The sequence below is a fragment of the Qipengyuania profundimaris genome, assembly GCF_030717945.1.
In the GTDB taxonomy this organism is placed as follows: Bacteria; Pseudomonadota; Alphaproteobacteria; order Sphingomonadales; family Sphingomonadaceae; genus Qipengyuania; species Qipengyuania profundimaris.
In genome coordinates this window covers 18,300-40,704 of sequence record NZ_JAVAIM010000001.1, presented here as the reverse complement: position 1 = coordinate 40,704, position 22,405 = coordinate 18,300, and the positions used below count along the sequence as shown (strand labels likewise).

Below are 22,405 nucleotides of genomic sequence, written 5' to 3'. Positions count from 1 at the left end.
CTTATGACCCGCCGCGCGGGCTGACAACCCCGACCGGTCAGGCGTCGTCGAGCGGGAGGTCGATATCGACGACAAGCCCGTCGGCTCCGAACTCGCGCTCGACACAGCCGCCGAACTGGCGCGCCGCGCTGTTCATCAGCATGCTGCCGAAGCCGCGTCGATCGGGCTCGCCGTCGATGGCTTTGCCCGTCTCTCGCCAGGTAATGAAGACGCGCCCGTCGCGCTCCTCCCAGCTGACCCGCACCGTCCCCTTGCCGCTCCAGGCGCCGTATTTGACGGCATTGGTGGTCAGTTCGTGCAGCACCAGGCCGAGCGGGGTGACGTGCTTGGCCGGCAGCAGAACTTCGTTCCCCTCGATCTCCGCAACCTGAGACGACGAACGATAGGGCGCGAGCGAGGTTTCGACGAGCTGGTAAAGCGATGCCACCGGCCGCTCCAGCTCGCCTTGGCTTACTTCGTGTGCGGTCAGCAATGCGCGAATACGCTGGGCGATGCTGTCGGTGACCTCTTTCGCTTCCGGCTTGTCGCGCGCGCTCATCTGCACGATCGCGAGGACCACTGCGAACAGGTTCTTGACCCGGTGGTTGAGTTCGCGCGCCAGGAGATCGGCCCGGTCGCGCGCTTCGCCGATGGCGGCGGCCTGGGCAGCCTGGGCTTCGGCCAGGGCAGCGCGCGACACCACCCGCATGCCGAACAGGATGGCGACGAGGATCAACAAGATCAGCCCGGCAAGCAACGGCAGCACGCGGGCCTCCAGCCTTGCGGTGTCCGCAGCCTGTTCGCCAAGGATCTGCCGTTCGATCTCCCGCATCTCGTCGAGCGAGCGGCGCAGGCGCTCCATCGCTTCCTGCCCCTCGTCGGACAACACAGCGCGGCGAGCGTCCAGCAGTCGGCCCTCCTGCACCAGCCCGACCGTCTCTTCCATCTCGTCGAATTTCAGGCGGGCAAGCATGTCGATCTGGTCGACCAGCTCTTCCTGGCGCGGTGTGATCTCGGTCCCGAGCAGACGCCGCAATTCATCGAGCGCCGGATCGATTTCCTCGCTGCCTTCCTCGTAGGAAGATCGGTATCGCCGATCGAGCGTGATGATATAGCCGCGCTGGCCGGTTTCGGCGCGCAATGCGGCGCGGTCGATCTCTTCGAGAACCCGCACGACGGCGGCAGTCTGCGTCGCCTGCTCGCGTTGGCGGCGTTCCGCCTCCAAGGTCTGGTAGACGAGGTAGATTAGCCCGACCATCGCCCCGAAGAGGACCAGAAGAATGATCGCATTCGGCCAGCGCCGCGTGCGCTTGAGGGCCTTGGCAAGCTGTCTCAATGCGCTGCGCCCCAGCTCTTGCCGGTGCCTATCTCGACGCCCAGCGGCACGGTAAGTTCGACCGCAGGCTGCGCGGCCTCTGCCATGACGCGTTCTATCACCGGTTTGGCCTGGTCGAGATCGCTTTCGGGCAGTTCGAAGACCAGTTCGTCATGCACTTGCAGCAGCATGCGGACATTGCCGAGGCCTGCCTCTTCCAGCGCGGGCATCATGCGGGCCATCGCGCGCTTGATGATATCGGCGCTGGTCCCCTGGATCGGCGCATTGATCGCCGCGCGTTCGCTGCCTTGCCGCTCGTTCGGGTTTTTGGAATTGATTCGCGGAAACCATGTCTTGCGGCCGAAGAGCGTCTCCGAATAGCCGCGCTCGCGCACCCGCTCGGTGGTTTCGAGGATGTAGCGCTGGATGCCGGGAAAGCGCTGGAAATAGGTGTCGATCATGTCCTGCGCCTCGTCCGCCTCCACGCCGAGCCGACCCGCAAGGCCCCAGCGGGAAATTCCGTAGAGGATGGCGAAGTTGATCGTCTTGGCCCGCCCGCGCGTGTCGCGATTGACCTCGCCGAACATCTCCTTCGCCGTGCGCGAGTGGATGTCCTCGCCCTCTTCGAAGGCTTCCTTCAGGCTCGGGACGTCCGCCATGTGGGCGGCAAGGCGCAGCTCGATCTGCGAATAGTCGGCTGCGAGCAGGACGTTGCCCTCTTCGGCCACGAAAGCCTCGCGGATCTGGCGGCCGATCTCGGTACGGATCGGGATGTTCTGGAGGTTCGGATCGGTCGAGGACAATCGCCCGGTCTGCGCGCCCACCAGGCTGTAGCTGGTGTGCACGCGGCTGGTTTCGGGATTGATCGCTTCCTGCAGCGCGTCGGTATAGGTCGATTTGAGCTTCGCCAACTGGCGCCATTCGAGCACCTTCTCGGCGATCTCCGCCCCTTCGCCGGACAGGCGCTCCAGCACGCTCTGGTCGGTCGAATATTGGCCGCTTTTGCCCTTCTTGCCGCCCTTGTAGCCGAGCGTATCGAACAACACCTCGCCGAGCTGCTTGGGGCTGCCGACGGTGAATTCGGTCCCGGCGATCTCGTGGATTTCGCCTTCGAGCCGGCCGATTTCCTTCGCGAACTCCTCGGACAGCTTGGCCAGCCGCGCGCGGTCGACCTTGATGCCATAGCGCTCCATCTGCGCGACGACCGGGACGAGCGGGCGATCGACCCGCTCATAAACCCGCGTCCCGCCTTCGGTCGCCAGCCGGGGCTTGAGTATGGTGTGCAACCGCCAGGTCACGTCGGCATCCTCGGCGGCATATTCGGTCGCCTTGTCGAGCGGGACTTCGCCGAAGGGGATCGCCTTCTTGCCGGTGCCGCACAGCTCCTTGAAGGTCAGGCATTTGTGGCCGAGGTGTCTTTCGGCCAGCTCGTCCATGCCGTGCCCGCCGCCGATCCCGTCGAGCGCGCGGCCGGCGTCGAGATCGAAGCTGATGACCATGGTGTCGTCGATCGGATGAACCGCGACGCCATTTCGCGCGAGGACATTGAGGTCGTATTTCCCGTTGTGGAACACCTTGAGCACGGCATCGTCCGAGAGCAACGGGCGTAGGGCATCCAGCGCTGCCGACACCTCGATCTGCTCCGGCTTGTCGGCGAACATGTCGCTCCCGCCGTGCCGCAGCGGGATGTAGCAGGCATCGTTCGGACCGAGCGCGAGGCTGACGCCGACGAGATCGCATTGCATGCAGTCGAGCGAACTGGTTTCCGTGTCCACCGCCACCAGCCGCGCAGCCCTGGCGCGCTCGATCCAGTGCTCCAGCCGCTCCATCGTCTGCACGCATTCATAGGCGGACCGGTCGACCTCCGGCATGGCCGGCAGCGGCTGGCGATTGCCGTCGCTGCTCGCTTCCGCGCCCTTCGTGTCCTGCTTCGCCGGATTGAGATCGTTGGCACGCGTCGGGCTGCCGGTGCCTGCTTCGAGGCGCTTCAGCAGGCTGGTAAAGCCATGCTTTTCGAGGAAAGCGGCCAGAGGTTCGCTCGGTACGCCATCCAGCTTCATGTCGTCGAGCGCGACAGGCAGTTCGCAATCCTCCTTCAGCGTCACGAGCACCCGGCTGAGTTCGGCATCCTCGCGATGCTCGATCAGGCGCTCCTTCAGCTTGGACTTCTTCATGCTTTCCGCGGAATCGAGTGCAGCCGAGAGGTCGCCATGTTCCGCGATCAACTTGCTCGCAGTCTTCGGGCCGACGCCGAAGATGCCGGGAATGTTGTCGACCGAATCGCCCATCAGCGCGAGGACGTCGCCCACCTTCTCGGGTGGCACGCCGAACTTCTCCTCGACCTCCTCGATATAGATGCGCGCGCTCTTCATCGTGTCGAGCATGTCGATTTTCGCACCGTCTTTATCGCCGACGAGCTGCATCAGATCCTTGTCGGAACTGACGATCGTTACATTCCAGCCCTGCTCCTGCGCGGCGCGGGCGTAGGAGGCGATCATGTCGTCTGCCTCGACATCCGGTTCCTCGATGCAGGGCAGGCTGAAGGCGCGGGTGGCATCGCGGATCAGCGGGAATTGCGGGACGAGGTCCTCCGGTGGATCGGGGCGATTGGCCTTGTACTGGTCGTAAATCTCGTTGCGAAAGGAATAACTCGATTTATCGAGGACCACCGCCAGATGCGTCGGGCCGTCGGCCTTGTCGAGATCCTCGGCCAGCTTCCACAACATTGTCGTGTAGCCGTATACAGCGCCGACCGGAGTGCCTTCCGGGTCGGTCAGCGGCGGCAGCCGATGGTAGGCTCGAAAGATGTAGGCGGAGCCATCGACGAGATAGAGGTGCGGTTGAGCGGCCATTGGGGCGACTTAGCAGCGTGACTGCGGCATGGGGAGAAATTTCACGCCTACCAAAATATGGCAGAAATTCGGCATTTTCGACAAAATAAGGCAGAAAAAAGGCGAAACTGGTCGCTAATCGCTTGCGCTGCCACATTGTCGCCCTTATTTAGACATCGTGAGGCCTGATTTGGGACTCGCGCAGAGGGTCGGCCAAGGGTCGCCCCGATGCTCCAAACTCGCTGTTTGAGGAATTATATTATGCGTAAGATCGCTCTTGTTGCTGCCGCTTCGGCCGCTGCTCTCTCGCTCGCTGCTTGCTCGGAAGCTACCGAAGATTCGGCTGAAACCACCATGGATTCGGCTGCTGCCGACACCGAAGCCAACATGGAAGCCGCTGGCGACTCCATGGAAGCTGCTGGCGCCGAAATGGAAGCCGGTGCTGAAGAAATGGCTGCCGACGCCGACGCAGCTGCTGCTGAAGTCGAAGCTGAAGTCGAAGGCGAAACCGAAGCTGAAGCACAGGCCGACTAATCGCGCCAGCGCTTCGGAACGGTTTATCGTTTCGAAACAGGAAAGGGCGGTGCCGCAAGGCGCCGCCCTTTTCCTTTGTCATCACACATGGTCGAAGAGGTCCGGTAAGCTGACCTGGCGAGCCTTACTCGCCGCCATACTCCGCATTGGCCCAGGCGCGGCCATCATTGGCTGCGCGCCCGAACCCGCGATACAGCGCATCGGTGATCGTGGAGATACGCCCGTCGCGCAAGCGCCGCGCTTCCAGCTTCTGCGCCCGGCTGCCGTTCTCGACCGCCATCGAAGGACTTTGCCCGGTCACGTAGATCGCAGCTGCGATCGCGCGTCCATCGGGCGTATGGAATATCCCGATATCGCTCGCGGTGCGGCTGAGCGTCCCGGTCTTGTGGGCGAGCATGGCGCTCATCGGCAGGACGGAGCGCATCCGCCGCTTGCCGGTCGTCGTCTCCAGCATGGCATCGACCAGCACGCGGCGTGAATTGTCGCTCAGCCAGCGGCCCTGGTATATCCCCGCGAGCAGTTGCCCCATCGCGCGCGGAGTCGCGCTGTCGCGGATGTCGATCGAGGATGCCGGATCGCTTCGCCCGTCTTCGCGGATCAGCGTCTTGATATCGCGCGAAAGCGTAAAGCCCTCGATCCCGGCCTTCTGCATCCAAGCATTCACCGCAGCAGGGCCACCGACGGCATTGAGCATGGCGTCGGTGCAATCGTTGCAGCTCTTGCTGATCATAAGGCTGATATGGCGGGATGCAGGCATGTAAGCACCGCCCGGACGTGGCAGCCGCCATTCGCTTGTAAGGCTCCATTTGCCCGCATCGACGCCTGCGAGATAGGTCGCGGCGATCGCGACCTTGCTGGTGCTGGCCATCGGAAAGCGCTGGTCGGCGAGAACGCCGACTTCCCGACCCGTCGTCAGGTCGACCGCGTAAACGCCGATGCGCCCGCGTGAACCTTCTGCGAGACGCGCGATCTGCCGCTCAAAGTCGGTCTCGTAGCGTGCGACCATCGACGAAGGTTCGCGAACTTCGGTCCCGAGGGTCCTGTCGAAGGCTGATTCGAACGCCTGCGTATCGCTGTTGGCAATAGCGGGAGATGCCAAGGCGATGGCCCCGGCCGCAATAATCTTTCCGAAAAGTCCTGTCCGCATCCCGTCCTGTTACCCTTTACGTGGTTTACCGATGCTTAAGATGGCTCAAGCGTCAGCAACAAGGGATATAGCGACAGAAAGTGGCGCGAATACGACAATCGATTCGCTACCGCGGGAACAAACGGGATGCGGAGCGAAAGCTAAGCGTCGGCGATGGCCTTTTCGATCCGGTCGACGGGTTCGCCCGTCATCGTCTTGTCGATCTCGCCGACCAGCTTCTTTTCGAGTTCGCCGTGATAGTGGCGCCGCATTTCGCCCAGCGTCTTCGGGTCGGCAATGACGAGCACATCGCTGATCTCGCCGGAGATGGCCTTCGCGTTCAGCCATTCGGCAGCAGCCGCGCCATGGGCGAGTTCTTCTAAATCCGTCCGACCATGCTCCTGACCGATATCGTCCTGGTGCTTGACACCGGCGCTGTAGTTGGTCGCGGTGAGATCCGGCTTCTGGGCGTCCTCCAGCTTCGGTTCGAACATCTGCCCCGAATTGCGCATCACCGTAAAGTTCTCGCCGTCCACGATTGCGACATGCGCCTTGTTGGGTAGCTTCATCGAATTTTCTCCTGCTGTTTTTAGTTCTGCACCACCAACGAGCGAGGCCGGGGAGGGGTCCGGGCTTGAGCGGCGAAGCGTTTGCCTGCAAGCATGGGCTGCATGGGAACGGATGACAGCCGAAGCGCGATCGAGCGCGGCTTGAACGAGGCGCTCGCACGGGCGGGGATGGGGGAGGCCAGCGGGCTCGCGCGCCTGACGGGCGGAGCCACGATGGAGAGCTGGCGTTTCGCCTGCGGCGGGGAAGACTACGTCCTGCGCCGCGCGCCGAGCCTCGAGTTCATGGAGGGCCGGCCCTACGGTCATGACAGCGAAGCGGCAATCATCGGCGCGGCGTTCGATGCCGGGGTGACGGCGCCTGAAGTCGTTCTGGTGCTTGAGCCGGAGGACGGGATCGGCAGCGGCTTCGTGATGCGCGCGCTCCCTGGCACGCCCGACCCGCGCGCGATCCTGGCGATGGACGAGCCCGCCGGGCTGCTACGCGAAGTGGCCCGCGATCTGGCCCGCATCCATGCGCTCGATCCGGCGACGCTCCCCGACAACGTTCCCGAGATGGACTATGCCGAGGCCGTCGAAGGGTTGGCCGAACAGTTCGAGGAGGCGGGCGGCGACCGGCCGATGATCGCGCTGGGCCTCAAATGGTTGCGCGACAATCTGCCCGAGCGCGTCGAGCCCGTCCTCAATCATGGTGATTTCCGCCTCGGCAATCTGCTGGCCGAGGATTCGCACCTCACCGGCGTGCTCGACTGGGAGCTGGCGCATCTCGGCGACCGGCACGAGGATCTCGCTTTCGGCTGCATGGCGGTCTGGCGCTTCGCCCGCGTCGACCGCCCGGCGCTGGGTCTCGGCTCGCTTGAAGACTATGTCGAAGCCTATGAGGCGGAAAGCGGCGTGTCGCTGGATGCTGCTCGTTTCCGCTTCTGGCTGATCTACCGCACCGTGTGGTGGGCGCTCGGCTGCATCCGCATGGCCGATTTCTGGCGCAGCGGCGAAGACCGGATGCTGGAGCGCGTGGTGATCTCGCGCCGCACCAGCGAACAGGAACTCGATCTCCTGCTGCTGCTCGAAGACGACGCGCCGGAGGAAGAACAGGCGCGGCCGCTGCCGCCAAGCGACGTGAAGCTCGATCCGCTGGGCGAAGCGAGCGTCGGCGAGATCGCCGAGGCGGTTTCCGAATGGCTCGGCACAATCAAAGACCGCATGGAAGGCCACGACCGCTTCCAGCTGGCGGTCGCCCGCAATGCGCTGGGCATGATCTCGCGCGGCGACCGGGTCGATGTCGAATTCGCCGACGATCTGCTGGCGCAGGAACTTTTGGACGGGGAACGCTCGCTGGCGACGCCCGGCCTGCTCGCGCTGCTGCGCCGCTCTGCGCTCGACAAGCTGGCGGCCGACGTGCCCAAATACCCGATGCTCGCGCTGGCCCGCGCCAAATGGACTGGAGAGGACTGATGGACTTCACGATCCCCGAGGATCTCGAAAAGTATTACGAGGAGCTGGTCGGCTTCATCGAGACTGAAATCATCCCGCTCGAACAGCAGGACGACAATATCCGCTTCTTCGACCACCGCCGCGAATATGCGCGCACCGATTTCGAGAAGGGCGGCCTGCCGCGCGAGGATTGGGAAGAACTGCTGCGCGAAGCCCGCAAGCGTGCCGATGCCGCCGGCCACTGGCGCTTCAGTGCGCCGAAGAAATACGGCGGCAAGGACGGCTCGAACCTCTGGATGGCGGTAATCCGCGATCGCTTCGCCCAGCGTGGCCTAGGCCTGCACAACGATCTGCAGAACGAGCACAGCATCGTCGGCAACTTCCCCTTCGTCGAGATGTTCGAACAATGGGGCACGGAGGAACAGAAGCAGGAATTCATCCTCGGCGGGTTCGAAGGCAAGCGCCGCGTCGCTTTCGGCCTCACCGAACCGCATCATGGCTCCGACGCCACGCATATGGAGACCAAGGCGGTGCGCGAAACGCGCGACGGAGTCGACGGCTGGCGGATCGACGGGGAGAAGATGTGGATCACGGGCATGCATGTCGCCACCCACTGCGCGATGTTCGCCCGCACCTCCGGCGAGGATGGCGATGCCAGCGGGATCACCTGCTTCCTCGTCCCCAACCCGATCGAGGGGCTGGAGATCGAGGAGTGGCTGTGGACCTTCAACATGCCCACCGATCACCCGCGCCTCAGCGTGAACAACGTCTGGGTGCCCGACAGTGCCATTCTCGGCGTCGAGGGCAGGGGCCTTTCGCTGGCGCAGAGCTTCGTCCACCAGAACCGCATCCGCCAGGCCGCGAGCAGCTGCGGCGCAGCGCTGTATTGTGTCGAGGAAAGCGTGAAATACGCCCGCGAACGCAAGCCGTTCGGGCAGGAGCTGGCGCGCAACCAGGGTATCCAGTTCCCGCTGGTCGAGCTCGCCACCCAATGCGAGATGCTGCGCCTGCTGATCTACAAGACCGCCTGGGAAATGGACAACATGCCGCATGAAGAGATCGAGAAGACGATCTCCGACAAGGTCAGCATGTGCAATTACTGGGCGAACCGGCTGGTGTGCGAGGCGGCGGATCGCGCGATGCAGGTGCATGGCGGGATCGGCTATTCGCGGCACAAGCCGTTCGAGCACATCTACCGCCATCACCGCCGCTATCGCATCACCGAGGGGGCCGAGGAAATCCAGATGCGCAAGGTGGGCGCATATCTGTTCGGCTATCTCGGCCCGCGGCGCGGCAAGTTCGCATCAGGTTGATCCCAGACGGTTAATCAGGGCAAGAACGCCGTTCGCAGAACAATCGCTTGACCTTGCGCGCGCGCGAAGGGCTTATCGCACCTTCATACTTCGGGGACTGCACATCATGACAAATTCGCTCCGCGCGCTGGCCGCCGGCCTGCTGCTTACGACCTCCACTGCCGCACTGGCCCAGCAGGCGCCCATCGTGCTGCCCGGCGCGCCGGGCGAGGCGCCGCGCGTCATCGGCGAGGACGAGGCTATCGCCCTGTCGAAGACGGCCTACTCGCCGGCCGATGTTGCCTTCATGCAGGGCATGATCGTCCACCACCGGCAAGCCGTCGCCATGGCCGATCTCGTCGAAGGGCGCACGAACAATGACGCCATCGTCAAGATCGCCGAGAGGATCGATGCGAGCCAGAAGGACGAGATCGGCTTCATGACGACCTGGCTCGAGGAGCGTGGAGAGAAGCTCGAAGGCCCGCATTCGATGCACATGGGCCACGGCGCGCATAGCCTGATGAAAGGCATGGCCACCCCCGGCCAGATGCAGGCGCTCGCTGCCGCCAACGGCACCGAATTCGACCGCATGTTCCTCAAGCTGATGACCGCCCACCACCTCGGCGCGATCGATATGGTCGACGAACTGCACAAGGCTCCGGGCAGTGCTTACGAGCCGGTGATGTTCGAATTCACCAATGAAGTGGTGACCGACCAGCAGGCGGAGATCGACCGGATGAACGCGGTCGCGGCGAACCTTTCGACCGATCCGCGCGCGACGCTCGCCGCGGGCTTCCGCGACGCTGAAGAGGCGATCCTCAACCTGCGCCTCGTCGCCGCGCAGCCCAAGCCTGCCGGCTTTTTCGATCCTGCCAACCCCGCACAGCTCCAGCCGTTGATCGAGAACGACGAGGAGAACGCCGCCGATACCGAAGTCGAGGAACCGACCGACAGCGCCGAAGCCGATGCCGAGCCTGAGGAAGAAGAACCCCGCTTCGGCGAGCGCGGCTCGCTGCTGAGTTTCGCCAATACCGACATCGCTTTCTCCGGCGACGTGATGGTCGCGGGCAATTACCACGGCTTCAACGCCTATCGCCTCGGCGAGGACGGGGTGCCGACGCTGGTCAGCTCGACCGTGTGCCCCGGCGGGCAGGGCGACGTCTCGATCGCGGGCGATATCCTCGTGATGAGCGTTCAGGACAGCCGCGCGCGGATCGATTGCGGCTTGCAGGGGGTCACCGGCAACGTCAGCGAAGAGCGCTTCCGCGGCATTCGCATATTCGACATTTCCGACATCACCCGCCCGCGCCAGATCGGGCAGGTGCAGACCTGCCGCGGCAGCCACACGCACTCCATCGTCAGCGCCGACGACACGCGCCTGATCGTGTACAACTCGGGCACGAGCTATGTCCGCGATGCCGAGGAACTGCCCGGCTGTTTCGACACGGCCGGCGACGAGACTGCGCTGTTCAGCATCGACGTGATCGAGATCCCGCTGGCCGATCCTGCCAAAGCGCGCATCGTCGACAGCCCGCGCGTCTTCGCCAAGGACGGGCAGATCGCCGGCTTGTGGCGCGGCGGTGACCATGGCCTGAACCCGGACGGCAGCCGGACGCAGGAAACCAATGACACCAACCAGTGCCACGACATTACCGTCTTCCCGGCCAAGAACCTGGCCGCCGGTGCGTGCTCGGGCAACGGCATCATCATGGACATCTCCGATCCACTGAAGCCGCAGCGTATCGACGACGTGACCGACAAGGGCTTTGCCTACTGGCACTCGGCCACTTTCAACAACGACGGTACCAAGGTGCTGTTCACCGACGAATGGGGCGGCGGCGGGCGGCCGCGCTGCCAGGCGGGCGACCCGATGAACTGGGGTGCCGATGCCTTCTATGCGATCGAGAATGGCAAGCTCGAATATCGCGGCATGTACAAGCTGCCCGCGCCGCAGGGCGACAAGGAGAACTGCGTCGCGCACAACGGCTCCATCATCCCGGTCCCGGGCCGCGATATCTTCGTGCAGGCCTGGTATCAGGGCGGGTTGTCGATCATCGATTTCACCGATGCCACCAATCCGTTCGAGATCGCCTATTTCGACCGCGGTCCGGTGGACGAGGACCAGCTGGTCACCGGCGGCTACTGGTCGGCTTACTGGTACAAGGGCCGCATCTACGCGACCGAGATCAGCCGCGGGCTCGACGTCTTCGCGCTCGAGCCGAGCGAGTTCCTGACGGCTGAAGAGATCGCGGCGGCGGAGGCAGCTGTCTACGAAGGCGACGTCTTCAACCCGCAGACGCAAACGCAGGTGACCTGGCCCGACGAAGTTGTGGCCGCGGCGGAAGCGAGCCGCATGGGCGGTTGACCCGCATCCTGTAACGTCGTTTACGGAACATGCACGGGCTGCAACGGTATGACTGTTGCGGCCCTTATGCATGGGGCCGGGGGCAAGACAGGACCAAGTCGATGAAAACGCGATCTATCGCGGGCAAGGCCGTTATCGGCCTCCTCGCTTTGTTGGCAGTCGCCGCGATCATTTCCTTGTGGGGCACCAATCGCGGGGCCGTGCGCGTGCTCGACACGCTGCGCGAACCGACGATCTATCTCGCGGCGATACTGGTGGTGGCCGGAATCTTTCTCGCTCGTTCGAAAACGGTCTGGGTGCTGGCCCTTGGCGCCCTCGTGATCGGCATCAATCTGTGGCGCATGTGGCCGTACACCTTTCTCGCACCCGCGCAGGTTCCGCTGCCTGAAGACGTCGATGGGATGAGCTGCGCGAAAGTACTGTCGTTCAATGTGCTTCAGACGAACGATCGCTACGATGCGACGGCTCGGCTGATCGAGGCGGAGCAACCCGACATCCTGCTGCTGATGGAGACGAACCAGGTGTGGCTCGATGCGCTGCAGCCCCAGCTCGCACGTTACGGCTATACGCTGACCCGGCCGCTGGAGAACAAATACGGTATGGTTTTTGCAACCACGCTGCAAGTCGACCGTGCCGAGATGGTGGCCAACACCAGCTCGAACACACCGACGCTCTATGCGACCTTGCGGATGGGCGACGGCGCGCGGTTCGAATTGATCGGCCTGCACCCGCGCCCGCCGCTGCCCGGAGAGAGCACCGCGCAGCGCGATGCCAACATCGCCCGCGCCGGGTCGCGCACGCCGGACATGCTGTCCAATGTGCTCGCGATCGGCGATTTCAACGATGTGCCGTGGTCGAGCACCACGCAACAATTCGTCCATGACGGCGGTTTCAGCGACCCGCGCGCCGGGCGCGGCAGTTTCGCGACGTTCCCGGCGGACTTCGCCGTTGCCGGCTGGCCTTTGGACCAGATCTTCGTGAAGGATGGCGTGAAGGTGGAGGCGCTCGAGATCGGCGAGAGTGTCGGGTCCGATCATCTGCCCGTTCTCGCGAAGGTCTGTGTCGATCCGGCTTCGACCGATGCGGACGTTTCCGGGATTTTCCCTGCGGGACAGGAAGAGTGACGATGCGGCAGGTGGCGCCCTATTCGGCCGCCATTCTCAGCATTTCGACTTCGCGACGCAGGCGGGCGATTTCCATTTCATAGAGGCGAGAACAGTCGATCCGGGTAGGCTTCTTGCCGAGCGGCACCGTCACTCTCATGTAGACGAGCCCCTCGCGGTCCCGGTCCTGCTGGAGGAACACGAGACCGTTCGTAGCGCTGTCGCGCGGCAGGGGGCTGGCTGCCTGGCCTGCGGCGCCTACGTCGAGATAGGGACCATTCGAATTTATCGACTGCCGGCACCGAGTACCGTCAGCGGTCTCGATCGAATCCTCGCCGCCGGGCCCTTGCGGCGCTGGTGGCAGATAGACGCCGTCCCCTGCTTGGGCTGGCATGCTAGCGAGCAGCGATACGACGAGCGCTGAGCTTAGAACATACGCGCGCATGGATCACCCCCTCTTCCTTATCTTTCTCCGTACACACGCGAAACTCGCGCGTTTCGCCCGGCGTCAGTTCGTCGACGACCACGAGAACGCGGCGTTGCCGGCCGGCAGCCAGGACGAAGCGTTCCGGGCGTACGGTCACGGCTTGCGGTGCATCTTCCCCGCCGAGAACCGCCGGAAAAGTCCGGAAAGTCTCAGGCTTGTCGTAAGGATTGAGCACGGTGAGATAGAACCCCTTCTTGGGCCCATCGGTAATGCCGCTCTTCTCGAGCGGTCCCATACCCACGGCAAGCGCCGGTCCGGCGGTGGCCGCAAGCGCGCATGCCCAAAATGCGTACGCCTTGATCATGGCTGACCGCAGGTGACGATCGTGCTCACCGTATAGACACCTGAAGGGAAGCCTGCCGCGTTATCGACCTTGGCATGCACCGTGAATGTATCGAGCCGCGCGGCAGAAGCGGTCGAGCTGGTCGCGGTAAACGGTTGGCTGGCACCCGATCCGGTGTAGCGTATCTGGGTGGTGGAGCCGGTCGCTGGCCCGGACAGGGTGGGGGCGCCGAAGGTCAATGTCGGCACCGAGCCGGTGGCTACGACCGCCAGAGTGGCGGGCGCTGCGCCGACACCGGATTCAGTCGTCATCACGGTCCCTGTACTGTCGGCGACCATTGCCCCGCCAACCGGCGTCAGCACGCATTGGTTGAGGATGGTCCTACCGTGGCAGCGTTCGCTGGAATGGCAAACAGGCCGAAGCCCACAACGGCCATTCCAAAAATCAATACATGTCTCATCGTCGATACCCTCCGGACTGCGTCGTCCCGAGGTTCGGTTTAACCATGAGCAATGAAGTCGAAGGTTCGAAGGGCATCCGTTAAATTACCTAGCCACTGGCAGGCGATCATTATGCATAGAAAAGCCCGGCGGATTGCTCCGCCGGGCCCTTCTGTTTCTAGCCGGTAGGCCGGGTAGCCGAGCCCTTCGGCAGGGCTCGGGACAGGCTTAGAAGCCCATGCCACCCATACCGCCCATGCCGCCCATGTCGGGCATTGCGGGCGCAGCGCCCTTGTCTTCCGGCTTGTCGACGATCGCGGCTTCCGTCGTGATCAGCAGACCGGCGACCGAAGCTGCGTTCTGCAGGGCAGTACGCACGACCTTGGTCGGATCGATCACGCCGGCCGACACCAGGTTTTCATACGTGTCGGTGGCTGCATTGAAGCCGAGACTTTCGTCGTTGCCGTCGGTCAGCTTGCCGGCAACCACTGCGCCGTCATGGCCGGCGTTGCTGGCGATCTGGCGGACCGGAGCGGCCAGCGCGCGGCGAACAATGTCGATGCCGCGGGTCTGGTCGTCGTTCACGCCGCTCAGGCCGTCGAGAGCCTTCGAAGCGTAGAGCAGCGCGGTACCGCCGCCCGGGACGATGCCTTCTTCCACGGCTGCGCGGGTTGCGTGCAGCGCATCGTCGACGCGGTCCTTGCGTTCCTTCACTTCGACTTCGGTCGCACCGCCGACCTTGATCACGGCAACACCGCCGGCGAGCTTTGCGAGACGCTCCTGCAGCTTCTCGCGGTCGTAGTCGGACGAGGTGTTGTCGATCTGCGTGCGGATTTCCGAAACGCGAGCCTTGATGTCGCCTTCGTCACCGGCACCGTCGACGATGGTGGTGTTGTCCTTGTCGATGGTGACGCGCTTGGCTTCGCCGAGCATGCCGAGCGTGACGTTCTCAAGCTTGATGCCGAGATCTTCGCTGATCATCTCGCCCTTGGTCAGGATCGCGATGTCCTGCAGCATGGCCTTGCGGCGATCGCCGAAGCCCGGAGCCTTAACCGCCGCAACCTTGAGGCCGCCGCGCAGCTTGTTGACCACGAGGGTCGCCAGCGCTTCGCCTTCGATGTCTTCCGCGATGATCAGCAGCGGACGGCCCGACTGGACGGCCGCTTCGAGCACCGGCAGCATCGACTGCAGGTTCGACAGCTTCTTCTCGTGGATCAGGATGTACGGGTTCTCGAGTTCGACCGTCATCTTGTCCGGGTTGGTGATGAAGTACGGGCTGAGATAGCCGCGGTCGAACTGCATGCCTTCGACGGTTTCGAGCTCGAATTCGAGGCCCTTGCTCTCGTCGACGGTAATCACGCCTTCCTTGCCGACCTTTTCCATGGCTTCGGCGATCTTTTCGCCGACTTCACGGTCGCCATTGGCGGAGATGATGCCGACCTGGGCGATTTCGCCCGAGCCCGACACGTCCTTCGAACGGCCCTTGAGGTCCGCAACGACCTTCTCGACTGCGAGGTCGATGCCGCGCTTGAGGTCCATCGGGTTCATGCCGGCGGCGACCGACTTCATGCCCTCGGTCACGATCGACTGGGCGAGCACGGTGGCGGTGGTGGTGCCGTCACCGGCGGCGTCGTTCGACTTCGAAGCGACTTCCTTGAGCATCTGCGCGCCCATGTTTTCGAACTTGTCCTTCAGTTCGATTTCCTTGGCGACGGTGACGCCGTCCTTGGTGATGCGCGGTGCGCCGAAGCTCTTGTCGATCACGACGTTGCGGCCCTTGGGGCCGAGCGTGACCTTGACGGCATTGGCGAGGGTGTCGACGCCGCGCTGAATACCTTCGCGCGCGTCGCGGCTGAACTTTACGTCCTTGGCTGCCATTGGTGTTTCTCCTGGAGTGTGTTTCGGTTGGAAAAGCGTTCAGGGTCGGCGATCAGCCGATGATCCCCATGATGTCGCTTTCCTTCATGATCAGCAGGTCTTCGCCGTCGATCTTGACTTCGGTGCCCGACCATTTGCCGAACAGAACGCGGTCGCCGGCGCTGACGTCGAGCGGGGTGACCTTGCCGTCATCCGCCTTGGCCCCGTTGCCGACGGCGACGATTTCGCCTTCGCTCGGCTTTTCCTGGGCGCTGTCGGGAATGATGATCCCGCCGGCGGTCTTCTGATCGGCTTCGATGCGACGGACCAGTACGCGGTCGTGAAGCGGACGAAATGCCATGTGTGTGACCTCTTCTGTAGAGTGTGAAACAGGTGTTGGCACTCACTCGGCGAGAGTGCCAGCTCGGCGCATTTGGGGTTGCACCTTCGGGGAGTCAACGGGGGTTCATGCAAAATTTTCCGCTCGCCCGGACGAGCCGTGCCCGAGGGTGGCCAAACGGTCTCGGGTTCCCTAATGGCCGCGCAAATCCGACGTTCTTAGATGGCGAGACCGATTTCGATGACGACCGACCAGACCGTATCCGCCCTGACCGTACCCGAGCAGATCCTGTTGTGGCTGCGGCTGAACATGATGGACATCGCCGGGGCCTTCGCCGTGCTCGTCATCGGCCTGATCATTGCCAAGCTTGTGTCGGGCTGGGTCGAAAGGGCCCTCACGAAATCGCCGCGCTTCGAACCGACGGTGGCGAACTTCCTGTCGAACCTCGTCAAATACGCGCTGTGGGCGCTGGTCCTCATCACCGTCCTCGGCCAGTTCGGCGTCGAGACCACCAGCATCCTCGCCGCGCTGGGTGGCATGGCGCTGGCCATCGGCCTCGCCCTGCAGGGCACGCTCAGCAATGTCGCATCGGGCGTGATGATCCTGGTGCAGAAGCCCTTCAAGGTGGGCGAGGGGATTTCCGCGGGTTCGGTCACCGGCACCGTCATGCAGATCGGCCTGTTCACCACGGAGCTGAAGCAGTTCGACGGCTTGTTCGTGATGGTCCCGAATTCCGAGCTATGGAACCAGGCCATCGTCAATTTCAATCGTCATCCGATCCGCCGGTTCGAGCTGGTGGTGGGGATCGGCTACGACGACAGTATGGAGCAGGCGCGTACCGAACTGCTGGCGCTGGCCGCAGCGGACGAGCGCATTATCGACGATCCGGCACCTGTCACCTTCGTCGCGTCGCTCGATGACAGTTCCGTCGGTATCGGAATGCGCGTCTGGTGCGCCACAGGCGATTATCTGAAGTTGGGTTGGGATCTCACAGAAGCCGCCAAGGCGCGTTTCGACGATGTCGGTATTTCGATCCCGTTCCCGCAGCGCGAGATCACGCAGCGGGCGGCATAGAGGGCGCGCCTGCTGGCCTGACCGTAAGGCCCAGCGCATCGCGCCGGTGCCAGCGCAAGCCGAGCAGCAGCGCGGCGACCGTGAGGCCCGTCGCAAGCCCGATCCATATGCCCACGCCTTCGAGCGGTGTGGCGAAACCGAGCACCAGCGCTGTGCCGATGCCCGGTACCCAATAAGCAAAGGCGGCAATCCACATCGGGATGCGCGTGTCCTGTAGCCCGCGCAGGGCACCGGCAGCGACTGCCTGCATCCCATCGAACAGCTGGAAGGCCGCGGCGACCACGATGTAGGTGAGCGCGAAGCCCACCAGCTCCGCATTGGCCGGGTCCCACGGGTCGATATAGATCGCCAACAGCGGCTTGGGGATCGCGACCATGGCAATCGCCGTCAGCAGCATGAAGCCGGTACCGATCGCGATCGCGCTCCACCCGGCGCGCTTCATGCCGTCGGTGTCGCGCGCGCCATAGAAGTAGCCGACGCGGATGGTCGCGGCTTGGCCCACGCCGAACGGCACCTGGAAGGCGAGCGCCGCAATCTGCAGCGCGACCGTGTGCGCGGCCAGTTGGGTCGCGCCGATATTTCCCATCAGGAAGGCGGCCGCGCCGAAAATCCCAGCCTCCGCCGTGATCGTAAGCGCAATCGGTGTGCCCACCCGCACGATCTGCATGAAGCGCGGCCAGTCCGGCGACCACCAGCGCCCGAAGATGCGATAGCGATGCAGTCGCGGGTCGAGGCGGATCGCGATCACATAGGCCAGCAGCGTCACCAGCGTGGTGATGATCGTCGCCACCGCCGCGCCGCGCAGGCCCAGCTCGGGCGCGCCCAGATTACCGAAGATGAAGGCGTAATTCGCCAGCGCGTTGACGAAGATGCCGCCCGCCGTGATCGCCGTCGCGAAGATCGGCCGGTCGAGCGTCGAGACGAAGCTGCGCAACACGTTGTTGATCAGGAACGGCACCATCGAGATGACGAGGATGGTGTTGTATTCCAGCGCCAGCGCGATGATGCGCGGCTCCTGACCCGTGACCCGCATCAACGGGCCGAGCAGCAGGCATAGCGCGACGCCGCCGAGGCCCGAGAAAACGGCCAGCCACAGGGCCATGCGCACCGTCCGCCGGACGGGCCGCAATGCCGGGGCACGCTCGCCGAGTTCCGCCGCCGCGACGGGTGCGACCGCTCCGGTAAGGCCGGACAGCGCCCACATGACCAACCCGAACAACGCGATTGCCAGCGCCGAAGCCGCCAACTGTTCCTCTCCCAGCCGCGCAATGAAGATCACGTCGATGGCATAGGTGAGCATCTGGAGCAGATTGGCAGCCGCCAGCGGCCAGCTCAGCCGGAAGGTTGCACGGATCTCGTCGCGCCAGCCGTCGCTGCCGGTATCCGGATCGGACGGCAGGGGCTCTGGGGGCAGGTCGTAGGCCATGCAGCCGGCCCGGATAGGCGCAGTCTTTCCTCTGCGAAAGCGTGGCGCGCAGGAACAGGCATTTTCTCAGTCGGAAGAGGCGGGCCGGACACAGGTTCAGGCGTTAGCTCAAGTGTCCTAGTCGGGTGGTTTCCCCGTGATTTCGCTTTAACCACCGCCGGTTAAGGTCTACCTGTCCATGCAACGACGGGAGTCGCAAAAAACCAAAAATTAACGATGCCGGGTTAACCCGGACGAGAAAAGAGGTCGCAATGTTTCACTCCTTCCCGAACGGGAAAGGCGGTTTGCTCATGCTCGGGCGTTTGGAAGACAAGTCAGAAGTTTCGGCAGAGACAGGCCAGTCTCGCGCCGCGCCGCGCCGTCGCCTGTATCTTGCCACCGCCATTTCGCAGGCCGAGGCCGGTTGCGATGTCGACGTGTTCAATATCTCCGAAACCGGAATTCTGCTCGGGACGTCCGGCACGCTCGCCCTCGACGAACCCATCACCGTGGTCCTGCCCGATATCGGGGAGAGGATGGCGACGATCGTGTGGCATTCCGAAAATCTCTACGGATGCCGTTTTGCCGAGCCTCTCGACAGCGCGGAGGTAGCAGCCTGCCTCGCCTATTCGATGCCCGAAGGCCCCCGCCGGTTGCCGCCCCGCCAGGAGGAACCTACCCTAGGTGAGAGACTGAAGCTGCTGCGGACGCGGTCGAAATTCTCCATGGTCGAACTGGCCCGTCAGGCAGGCGTAACGAAACCGACCCTTTGGAAGTGGGAAACCGACAAGGTCCGGCCGCGTGAAGCCGCTCTGCAGCGGCTCGCCGCAGCGCTCGAAGTGACGCCGACCGAACTGCTTTATGGCCAACCGGTTGCTCTGGACGCTCCGCAGGGCGGCCATTCGCCGCAAAACCCCGGCAATCCTTCGACGAACGACCCGACCGAGACGCTGGCGAAAGTCATCTCGCAGAGCCGCGCCAAAATCGCACGGCTCGCGGGAACCGAAGAGTCGCAGGTTTCCATCGATATCGACTGGGACTGATCCCGAAACAAGACAGCCTGCCGGTTGCGATTCGCGAAACCGCAGTTTCCATGATATTGGCTTGGCCCTGCATCCGGAGGGGGAAGCTGTCATGGGGAATGCAAATATCGCCTTCGGGCTGATCGGCCTTGCGATCACCTACGGTCTGTCCGCACCCGCTGCCCTTGCGGAGGAGGGCGAGGAGGCAGGGGCGGCAAGCGGGGCTCCGCAGGTCCAGCAGCAACCCTTGCAGCCGCCCCCGCGCCCCGCTGTCCGTTTCGGTCGCGCCGTCGATCTCATGGGTGCGGATATCGAGCCCGAGTCGTCGGCCATCGGGGGGCCGGAATTCGAAGCGGGTGCCATGCCGTCGGGACGGCCGCTCGCGGCGGCACGGCTGACCAGCGGCTTCGGCATGCGCGGCCATCCCGTGCTTGGCGGCAGACGCTTTCATGGCGGGATAGACCTTGCCGCGGCCACGGGCACGCCGGTGGCCGCGACATCGAGCGGGGTGGTACTTTCCGCAGGATGGCGTGGGGGTTACGGCATCCTCGTCAGGCTTTCACACGGTGGGACGGTCGAAACCCGCTATGCCCACCTGTCCGCCGTTGCGGTGAGGGCAGGCGATCGCGTCCAGGCAGGGCAGACGATTGGTTATGTCGGCTCCACCGGGCGCTCGACCGGGCCCCATCTCCATTACGAAACGCGGGTGGACGGTCGTCCCGTCGATCCTGCTTCCCTGAGATAAGCGCCGGTCGTCCGGATCACCCGGCGGTCATCACGAGACTGTCGCTGTTCGGGTCGTAGCGCAGGTCGACACCGTCGTTTCGCAGCTCGGTGAAAGTGAGCAGATTGTCCGCCCTGCGCGGTTTCCGCACCGTGCGCGGCCGGCCGGCGCGTTCCAGCATGCGAACCAGTTCCGTGGCATCGACCAGCAGGCGCGAATCGCCATCGATATGGACGGGCAGGCTGCCGATCTCGCGCGCGCCGATCCTGAGCGGCTTGCGCACGATGACGGCATCGGCGCTGACGCTTTCGCCGGAGGAGCCCGGCCGGACCAGATCGAAACTCAGCGGAATCAGGCCTTCTGCGGTCCTTGTCGGACCGGCTGCCATCCGGTTGCCTTCGGAAGCGGCGGCCATGTCCGGCGCTGCATCTGGGTTCTGCAGCAGGGCGACCACGGCGTCCGCGGCATCGCCTGCGTCCAGACTGGCCAGGGCTTCTTCATCGACCGGGCGGGCTGGCGTCGTCTCTGGCAGTTCTATTCGGGTGAAGTGGGGTATGGCTACCCGCATGACGGGGCCGGTCGAGATCGCCCGGTCGATCGCGATCCAGACGCCGACGATGGCCGCCGTAGCGGCCAAGGCAACCGCCAAAGGGTGCTTCACTCCCCTGTTTCGAACCCTGTCCATTCCCCGTGCCCCACCGAAATGAGGGGCCGCTGTATCACCGATTCGCGCGGCAGGCGAATCGGGAAGGGGCTTGGCTCAGCCGGGCAGGCGGCTGCGGTAGGTCACGTTCACCCGGTCCGACAGCAGCAGATAGGGCAGCCAGATCATGATGCTGATAAGCACCTTGGTGATATTGCCTTCCAGCAATCCTGCGAGCGAGGTGGCGACTTCCGGTGGCAGGCCGGCCTGCGCTTTCACGACGCTCGCGGTCGTCAGCTGCAGGCCGATGTCGAAGGCCCAGGTGAGGGCCAGCATGCGCGGGAACAGCGGGATCGTGCGCAGCGCCATCACGAAGCAGACGACATAGAGGAAGTTCATCGCGATGGCTTCGAAGGCCATGGCGAGAAAGATGGCGCGAGCCCAGTCGGGACCTGCGGCGGTAATCGCCGGGACCGCAAGCAGGAACTCGCCGCTGCGGATCACGACGTTGAGCAGCATGCCGACGAGCAGCGATGCCATGAAGCCCACCGGCCCGAACATGCGGTGGCCGCGGGCAGCTTCGCGATCGACCTTCGTCCAGCGGCCGACAAAGGCCAGGCTGACCCGGTCGTCCCACTTGGTTTCGTTTTCCGGAAAGGCGGCTTCGGCGAGGCGGAAGGCCATCGGCGGGGCGAGCGCGATAAGGGCATAGGGCAGGAAGATGCTGGCGAAGTCGACGATACCGGTGACGGGCGAGGGGCTGAACGCGATGCGCAGGCTGGCGAGCGCGAGCCAGCCGACGATCCACCAGGGAATCGCGCGATCCACGAAGGGGCGCAGGTTTGCGACGATGGCGCGGGATTTCGCTTCCAGCATGTCCGCAAAGCATGAAAACGCTGCAATTAATGCTTTTCTGTGTCGTTCTGGAACCATGTTCAAATCCAACGCCGAAACTTCGATCGGGTTTCGCAGGCTGCAACTTTTCAGCGAAACCGCCGGAAATCTGCGGGAATTTAGTTAACAAATTGCGAATCAGGGAGGAATTTTCGATTCGCTCATGGTGGCGGAAATATACAAATCCTGCGCCATTAACCGTCGTTTTTAACGTTTATCGGCGTCATCATTCTGAAATATCATCGGAAATTTTACTGGTTGCCAAATTCTTGACTAAGGTTGCCATAAGATGGATTCTTAGGGCGTTCCGTGAGGGAGCAGGCGTCTGATCCGGCGTAACCGTCGGAAAAACATAAACCAAGGTCGCGCCGGTTCCAGAGCATTTACCCGCACGGACAGGGCAAGCCGGAAATAGAGGCCGGAGCCCTCATGTGAATGAAGGGGGGACGATCCCCGCTTGGACTAGGGTAGAAACATCATGACCAATTTCCTGAAGACTTTCGCTGCTGACGAATCCGGCGCTTCGGCTGCCGAATACGCACTGATCCTCGTCGTCGTTGGCCTGGCCATCGTCGGCGCTGCGGCCGCTTTGTCCGGTGCAATCGCCGGTGCAATGAACGACACCGCGACGATCATCACCACCGGCGAAGAATTGCCCGCAGACGGTGGCTAATTAACGTACCGGCCTCGG

The 22,405-nt window shown here is 63.7% G+C and carries 21 protein-coding genes; 9 read left to right on the top strand and 12 right to left on the bottom strand.

The window, feature by feature from the left end; all coding sequences use genetic code 11:
* Positions 1–37: 37 nt before the first annotated feature.
* Both Q9K02_RS00170 and polA read right to left on the bottom strand, forming a co-directional pair.
* Positions 38–1,315 carry a sensor histidine kinase gene (locus tag Q9K02_RS00170; protein ID WP_305931051.1) on the bottom strand — a complete coding sequence of 426 codons (1,278 nt, stop codon included), beginning with the start codon at positions 1,313–1,315 and terminating at the stop codon, positions 38–40.
* Positions 1,312–4,146 (bottom strand): DNA polymerase I, encoded by a 2,835-nt coding sequence (gene polA, locus Q9K02_RS00165; protein WP_305931050.1) that lies wholly within the window; start codon positions 4,144–4,146, stop codon positions 1,312–1,314. The genes Q9K02_RS00170 and polA overlap by 4 nt, the downstream gene beginning before the upstream one ends.
* Positions 4,147–4,353: 207 nt before the next feature.
* On the opposite strand from polA, the gene Q9K02_RS00160 reads away from it, so the two are divergent.
* The gene (locus tag Q9K02_RS00160; RefSeq protein ID WP_305931049.1) at positions 4,354–4,659 is read left to right on the top strand and encodes a hypothetical protein; all 306 of its coding nucleotides are present in this window, start codon (positions 4,354–4,356) and stop codon (positions 4,657–4,659) included.
* Between the two features lie 124 nt (positions 4,660–4,783).
* On the opposite strand, the gene Q9K02_RS00155 is transcribed toward Q9K02_RS00160, so the two are convergent.
* Entirely contained in the window at positions 4,784–5,806 is a 1,023-nt protein-coding gene (locus Q9K02_RS00155) for a serine hydrolase (RefSeq protein ID WP_422785397.1), read from the bottom strand.
* 140 nt (positions 5,807–5,946) lie between these two features.
* Positions 5,947–6,354 (bottom strand): host attachment protein, encoded by a 408-nt coding sequence (locus Q9K02_RS00150; protein ID WP_305931047.1) that lies wholly within the window; start codon positions 6,352–6,354, stop codon positions 5,947–5,949.
* 102 nt (positions 6,355–6,456) lie between these two features.
* On the opposite strand from Q9K02_RS00150, the gene Q9K02_RS00145 reads away from it, so the two are divergent.
* From Q9K02_RS00145 to Q9K02_RS00130, 4 genes are all read left to right on the top strand, one after another.
* Entirely contained in the window at positions 6,457–7,806 is a 1,350-nt protein-coding gene (locus tag Q9K02_RS00145; protein WP_305931046.1) for a phosphotransferase, read from the top strand.
* Positions 7,806–9,098 carry an acyl-CoA dehydrogenase family protein gene (locus Q9K02_RS00140; protein WP_305931045.1) on the top strand — a complete coding sequence of 431 codons (1,293 nt, stop codon included), beginning with the start codon at positions 7,806–7,808 and terminating at the stop codon, positions 9,096–9,098. Before Q9K02_RS00145 ends, Q9K02_RS00140 begins: the two co-directional genes overlap by 1 nt.
* A gap of 106 nt (positions 9,099–9,204) precedes the next feature.
* On the top strand, positions 9,205–11,442 hold the full coding sequence (locus tag Q9K02_RS00135; RefSeq protein ID WP_305931044.1) for a DUF305 domain-containing protein: 2,238 nt from the start codon (positions 9,205–9,207) through the stop codon (positions 11,440–11,442).
* Between the two features lie 101 nt (positions 11,443–11,543).
* Positions 11,544–12,566, top strand: coding sequence for an endonuclease/exonuclease/phosphatase family protein (locus Q9K02_RS00130; RefSeq protein ID WP_305931043.1), 1,023 nt, complete (start codon positions 11,544–11,546; stop codon positions 12,564–12,566).
* A 19-nt stretch (positions 12,567–12,585) separates the two neighbouring features.
* On the opposite strand, the gene Q9K02_RS00125 is transcribed toward Q9K02_RS00130, so the two are convergent.
* The 5 genes from Q9K02_RS00125 to groES all read right to left on the bottom strand — a co-directional run bounded on the left by Q9K02_RS00125 (position 12,586) and on the right by groES (position 15,973).
* Positions 12,586–12,939, bottom strand: a complete 354-nt coding sequence (locus Q9K02_RS00125; RefSeq protein WP_305931042.1) for a hypothetical protein — start codon at positions 12,937–12,939, stop codon at positions 12,586–12,588.
* Position 12,940: 1 nt separating this feature from the next.
* A complete protein-coding gene (locus Q9K02_RS00120; RefSeq protein ID WP_305931041.1) occupies positions 12,941–13,267 on the bottom strand; it encodes a hypothetical protein in 327 nt (108 codons plus the stop codon).
* Positions 13,268–13,332: 65 nt separating this feature from the next.
* Complete coding sequence (locus tag Q9K02_RS00115; RefSeq protein ID WP_305931040.1) at positions 13,333–13,626, bottom strand: hypothetical protein; 294 nt, start codon at positions 13,624–13,626, stop codon at positions 13,333–13,335.
* Positions 13,627–13,983: 357 nt separating this feature from the next.
* Positions 13,984–15,633 carry a chaperonin GroEL gene (groL, locus tag Q9K02_RS00110; protein WP_305931039.1) on the bottom strand — a complete coding sequence of 550 codons (1,650 nt, stop codon included), beginning with the start codon at positions 15,631–15,633 and terminating at the stop codon, positions 13,984–13,986.
* A 52-nt stretch (positions 15,634–15,685) separates the two neighbouring features.
* Positions 15,686–15,973, bottom strand: coding sequence for a co-chaperone GroES (gene groES / locus Q9K02_RS00105; RefSeq protein WP_305931038.1), 288 nt, complete (start codon positions 15,971–15,973; stop codon positions 15,686–15,688).
* 219 nt (positions 15,974–16,192) lie between these two features.
* Here groES and Q9K02_RS00100 point away from each other — a divergent pair, with 219 nt between their 5' ends.
* Positions 16,193–17,026: a mechanosensitive ion channel family protein gene (locus Q9K02_RS00100; RefSeq protein WP_305931037.1), complete on the top strand. Its 834-nt coding sequence runs from the start codon at positions 16,193–16,195 to the stop codon at positions 17,024–17,026.
* Here the strand turns inward: Q9K02_RS00100 and Q9K02_RS00095 are convergent.
* Entirely contained in the window at positions 17,007–18,452 is a 1,446-nt protein-coding gene (locus Q9K02_RS00095; RefSeq protein ID WP_305931036.1) for an MATE family efflux transporter, read from the bottom strand. The two genes, Q9K02_RS00100 and Q9K02_RS00095, sit on opposite strands and share 20 nt — an antisense overlap.
* Positions 18,453–18,742: 290 nt before the next feature.
* Between Q9K02_RS00095 and Q9K02_RS00090 the strand changes: the two genes are divergently transcribed.
* Positions 18,743–19,474, top strand: coding sequence for a helix-turn-helix domain-containing protein (locus tag Q9K02_RS00090; protein WP_305931035.1), 732 nt, complete (start codon positions 18,743–18,745; stop codon positions 19,472–19,474).
* A gap of 91 nt (positions 19,475–19,565) precedes the next feature.
* A complete protein-coding gene (locus Q9K02_RS00085) occupies positions 19,566–20,198 on the top strand; it encodes a M23 family metallopeptidase (protein WP_305931034.1) in 633 nt (210 codons plus the stop codon).
* Between the two features lie 16 nt (positions 20,199–20,214).
* Here the strand turns inward: Q9K02_RS00085 and Q9K02_RS00080 are convergent, their stop codons facing one another.
* Both Q9K02_RS00080 and Q9K02_RS00075 read right to left on the bottom strand, forming a co-directional pair.
* Positions 20,215–20,814 (bottom strand): hypothetical protein, encoded by a 600-nt coding sequence (locus tag Q9K02_RS00080; protein WP_305931033.1) that lies wholly within the window; start codon positions 20,812–20,814, stop codon positions 20,215–20,217.
* A 123-nt stretch (positions 20,815–20,937) separates the two neighbouring features.
* Positions 20,938–21,696 (bottom strand): DUF2569 domain-containing protein, encoded by a 759-nt coding sequence (locus tag Q9K02_RS00075; RefSeq protein ID WP_305931032.1) that lies wholly within the window; start codon positions 21,694–21,696, stop codon positions 20,938–20,940.
* A 496-nt stretch (positions 21,697–22,192) separates the two neighbouring features.
* Here Q9K02_RS00075 and Q9K02_RS00070 point away from each other — a divergent pair, with 496 nt between their 5' ends.
* Positions 22,193–22,387, top strand: coding sequence for a Flp family type IVb pilin (locus tag Q9K02_RS00070; protein WP_305931031.1), 195 nt, complete (start codon positions 22,193–22,195; stop codon positions 22,385–22,387).
* Positions 22,388–22,405: the final 18 nt, after the last annotated feature.

What these genes read in the sequence shown, in the direction of transcription:
- polA (WP_305931050.1), bottom strand. Translation starts at nt 4,146, where the DNA reads ATGGCCGCTCAACCGCACCTCTATCTCGTCGATGGCTCCGCCTACATC.
- Q9K02_RS00160 (WP_305931049.1), top strand. Translation starts at nt 4,354, where the DNA reads ATGCTCCAAACTCGCTGTTTGAGGAATTATATTATGCGTAAGATCGCT.
- Q9K02_RS00155 (WP_422785397.1), bottom strand. Translation starts at nt 5,806, where the DNA reads ATGCGGACAGGACTTTTCGGAAAGATTATTGCGGCCGGGGCCATCGCC.
- Q9K02_RS00150 (WP_305931047.1), bottom strand. Translation starts at nt 6,354, where the DNA reads ATGAAGCTACCCAACAAGGCGCATGTCGCAATCGTGGACGGCGAGAAC.
- Q9K02_RS00145 (WP_305931046.1), top strand. Translation starts at nt 6,457, where the DNA reads ATGGGAACGGATGACAGCCGAAGCGCGATCGAGCGCGGCTTGAACGAG.
- Q9K02_RS00140 (WP_305931045.1), top strand. Translation starts at nt 7,806, where the DNA reads ATGGACTTCACGATCCCCGAGGATCTCGAAAAGTATTACGAGGAGCTG.
- Q9K02_RS00135 (WP_305931044.1), top strand. Translation starts at nt 9,205, where the DNA reads ATGACAAATTCGCTCCGCGCGCTGGCCGCCGGCCTGCTGCTTACGACC.
- Q9K02_RS00130 (WP_305931043.1), top strand. Translation starts at nt 11,544, where the DNA reads ATGAAAACGCGATCTATCGCGGGCAAGGCCGTTATCGGCCTCCTCGCT.
- Q9K02_RS00125 (WP_305931042.1), bottom strand. Translation starts at nt 12,939, where the DNA reads ATGCCAGCCCAAGCAGGGGACGGCGTCTATCTGCCACCAGCGCCGCAA.
- Q9K02_RS00120 (WP_305931041.1), bottom strand. Translation starts at nt 13,267, where the DNA reads ATGGGACCGCTCGAGAAGAGCGGCATTACCGATGGGCCCAAGAAGGGG.
- Q9K02_RS00115 (WP_305931040.1), bottom strand. Translation starts at nt 13,626, where the DNA reads ATGACGACTGAATCCGGTGTCGGCGCAGCGCCCGCCACTCTGGCGGTC.
- groL (WP_305931039.1), bottom strand. Translation starts at nt 15,633, where the DNA reads ATGGCAGCCAAGGACGTAAAGTTCAGCCGCGACGCGCGCGAAGGTATT.
- groES (WP_305931038.1), bottom strand. Translation starts at nt 15,973, where the DNA reads ATGGCATTTCGTCCGCTTCACGACCGCGTACTGGTCCGTCGCATCGAA.
- Q9K02_RS00100 (WP_305931037.1), top strand. Translation starts at nt 16,193, where the DNA reads ATGACGACCGACCAGACCGTATCCGCCCTGACCGTACCCGAGCAGATC.
- Q9K02_RS00095 (WP_305931036.1), bottom strand. Translation starts at nt 18,452, where the DNA reads ATGGCCTACGACCTGCCCCCAGAGCCCCTGCCGTCCGATCCGGATACC.
- Q9K02_RS00090 (WP_305931035.1), top strand. Translation starts at nt 18,743, where the DNA reads ATGCTCGGGCGTTTGGAAGACAAGTCAGAAGTTTCGGCAGAGACAGGC.
- Q9K02_RS00085 (WP_305931034.1), top strand. Translation starts at nt 19,566, where the DNA reads ATGGGGAATGCAAATATCGCCTTCGGGCTGATCGGCCTTGCGATCACC.
- Q9K02_RS00075 (WP_305931032.1), bottom strand. Translation starts at nt 21,696, where the DNA reads ATGCTGGAAGCGAAATCCCGCGCCATCGTCGCAAACCTGCGCCCCTTC.
- Q9K02_RS00070 (WP_305931031.1), top strand. Translation starts at nt 22,193, where the DNA reads ATGACCAATTTCCTGAAGACTTTCGCTGCTGACGAATCCGGCGCTTCG.